The sequence below is a fragment of the Henriciella sp. genome, assembly GCF_049649345.1.
Taxonomy (GTDB): domain Bacteria; phylum Pseudomonadota; class Alphaproteobacteria; order Caulobacterales; family Hyphomonadaceae; genus Henriciella.
In genome coordinates this window covers 1-2,946 of record NZ_JBARZC010000012.1, presented here as the reverse complement: position 1 = coordinate 2,946, position 2,946 = coordinate 1, and the positions used below count along the sequence as shown (strand labels likewise).

Sequence of the window (2,946 nt, the reverse complement as noted above, 5' to 3'; positions counted from 1 at the left end):
CATCGAGACCGATGAATCGTCCAATCACAGCCGCATGCAGGAAAACGTCCGCTGGCTCGAAAAGCAGCTCAAGAAGCTCTCACCGGCCCAACGGCAGGCGCTGTTCGAAACCATCCGGGACCGTGTTGTGCTCGTGCGCGTAAGCGTGCCCGACTGGAATGGCGGATATGATGTGTTCCGCGTCCTCAATACGCGCGGCAAGGCGCCCAACAGCCACGATATCGTCAAGACCGAAATCCTGCAGAAAGCCGACCTCCCGGTTGAAGAGGCAAGCGCTTATGCCCGGCAGTGGCTGGACCACGAGGCCAAGCTCGGCGGCGGTGGCCTCGACGAGCTGATGAATATCATCCGACAGTTCTACACGAAGAATCCGAAAGGGAAGACGGCGAACGAGTTCGCCAAGAATGTGCTCAGCAAAGTCGATGCTAAGACCTTCCTCGACCAGGATCTGCCGCGCTATGTCGAGGCGTTCCGCATGGTGCTGAAGGGGGATCCCGACTATGGCGAATACAGCGCCGCCATCAAGGCGCCGCTCGACCATTTGCGGCTGATCGATCATTCCCTCTGGAAGGTGCCTGCCGTCGCCTACATCTACCAGAATCCGAAAGACGGCGCGCAGGCGCTCGAATTCTTCAAGAAGCTGGAACGCTTCGCCTATGTGATGATGCTGTATGTCACCGATCGCGGGCCGCGCCAGAAGCGCTACCAGAAGGTGACCCAGGCGATCCTCGCCGGCAAGCCGCTGCTCAATGGCGGCGGTCCGCTCTATTTCTCAAAGGATGATGTGCGCAAGGTGCGCGACAGGCTGACCGGCCGGTTCGGCAATTTCGCCCAGCGGCGCGCCATCGCGCTCCGCCTGAATGCGGCGCTTGAGAATGGCGAGCCCATCAGCCCCGAAGAAGACGCCACCGTCGAACACGTCTTGCCCCGCGCTGTGCCGGACGACTCTTTTTGGAACACCGTCTGGCCAAGAGGACAGGTCCAGCGCGAGCTGTGCGAGACGGTCGGCAATTTCGTGATCGTACCGCAGCACATCAACCGGCTGGCAGACCGCAAGGATTTCCGCGAGAAGAAGAGCATCTTCTTTGCCGAAGAGAACCGCATCTTCGCGCTGACAGAGGATTTGCGCGAGCGCCAGACCTGGACGGCAGAAGATGTCCGTGAGCGTACCGATCATCTGGCAAGCATCCTGATGACGGTCTGGTTCGAGACTCTTGATTAGGTCGGCGAGAAGCGCTCGGCGGCTTTAGCCGGGCGCGCCGGCTGCGGAACGGGCTGAGATAAAGAGCTTTAGCTGCTAGCTGTCTCTGCGGCCTTGCCGTCCGCATACGCGCTGGCGAGCTGATCTGCAGAGTTGCGGGCCATGTCGATCGTGGTCGCAAACTGGGCGAGCGCGAGCTCTGCGCCTGCAAGCCCGTCACTTGAGCGGGCGCCGGCAATACCTGCCGCTTCGGAAAAGCTGCGATAGCTCTTCTGGGCAACAACCAGGGCGCTTTCGAAGCTGATCACGTCGGAGCGATCAACCGCCTCGCTGGCCAGCAGGTCGGTGGCCAGCGCGTCCAGCGCCTCCAGCTCGAGCGCGGCGCTGCGCGCATCGGTCTCGATTGTCGTGTAAACGGATGCGGGGTCTGCACTGGCCGCGTCGATCTGTTCTGCGTAATTCGCAGTCGGCCGGTCTGTCTGTTCGCTGGTGCCGCCGAACAGGATATTGGCAAAGTCCATGAGCCCGCGGGACTCGGTCACCCATCCCCTGGTTTCAGCGCTTGTCTTGAAAGCTTCGGCGGTTTCGCGCAGAGCAGACTGCTCTGAATTCGTCTCGGTCTCGATGACAGCTTCCTGGGATACCATGGACACGGTCGCGCAGCCCGAAACGAGCAAGACCGATACACAAGAAAGAACTTTCATCATCGACAGCTGACCGCCCGTAGATTACGCAACCCCGCAATGAGGATTACAGATTGGCCATTACGCGTCCATACCTTAATCCCATATTGGGCGCGAAAGTATGAAGAGGGGGTGAACAAAGGTTTTAAATGTTAAAACTTTATCCACCAATCGAAGCACGAAAAACGGGACGTCTGCGCGTTTCCGACATCCATGAGGTGTATTGGGAAGAATCAGGCAATCCCAATGGCCTGCCCGTGGTTGCGCTGCATGGCGGGCCCGGCGGAGGCTCGAACCCGGAAATGCGCCGCTTCTTCGACCCGGATCTCTACCGCATCATCCTGTTCGACCAGCGCGGCTGTGGCCGCTCGACGCCGCACTCGGAGCTGCGTGGCAATGACACCTGGTCGCTGGTCAAGGATATGGAGCAGATCCGCGAGCATCTCGGAATCGACAAATGGGTCGTGTTCGGCGGGTCCTGGGGCTCGACGCTGTCGCTCTCCTATGCGGTGAAACACACAGACCATGTCCACGGCCTGATCCTGCGCGGCATCTTCCTGATCACCGAGGCGGAGATACAGTGGTTCTATCAGGACGGGGCGAGCCGCCTCTTCCCGGATGCCTATGACCGCTATGTCGCCCCGATCCCGGAGGAGGAACGCGGCGACCTGCTCAGCGCCTTTCACAAGCGCCTGACCGGCGAGGACCGCGCCGAGCGTATGGCCGCGGCCAAGGCCTGGGCCTGCTGGGAAGGTGAAACGATCTCGATCCAGGGCCCGTCTTCGCGCCCCGCCAAGTTCGAGGAAGACAGTTTCGCCGACGCGTTTGCACGCATCGAATGCCACTACTTCGTCAATAAGGGCTTCTTTGACGAGGATGGCTGGCTGCTCAAACAGGCGGAAGAAAAGCTACAAGGCATCCCCGGCATCATCGTGCATGGCCGATATGACGTCGTCACACCGCTCTCGACCGCCTGGGCACTGACCAAGGTCTGGCCGGACGCTGAGCTGCACATCGTGCCGGATGCGGGCCATTCCAGCCTCGACAGCGGCATTATCGACC

Annotated in this window: 3 protein-coding genes; 2 read left to right on the top strand and 1 reads right to left on the bottom strand. The window is 60.6% G+C overall.

Translation table 11 applies throughout. From position 1 onward, the window contains the following. Positions 1–1,222, top strand: a 1,222-nt coding sequence (locus WA989_RS00340) for an HNH endonuclease family protein (protein ID WP_424338543.1), incomplete at its 5' end; no start/stop codon positions are given. A 68-nt stretch (positions 1,223–1,290) separates the two neighbouring features. Here WA989_RS00340 and WA989_RS00335 read toward each other — a convergent pair. Continuing rightward, on the bottom strand, positions 1,291–1,908 hold the full coding sequence (locus tag WA989_RS00335; protein ID WP_424338542.1) for a hypothetical protein: 618 nt from the start codon (positions 1,906–1,908) through the stop codon (positions 1,291–1,293). A gap of 125 nt (positions 1,909–2,033) precedes the next feature. On the opposite strand from WA989_RS00335, the gene pip reads away from it, so the two are divergent. Beyond that, positions 2,034–2,946, top strand: a 913-nt coding sequence (gene pip / locus WA989_RS00330) for a prolyl aminopeptidase (protein ID WP_424338541.1), incomplete at its 3' end; no start/stop codon positions are given.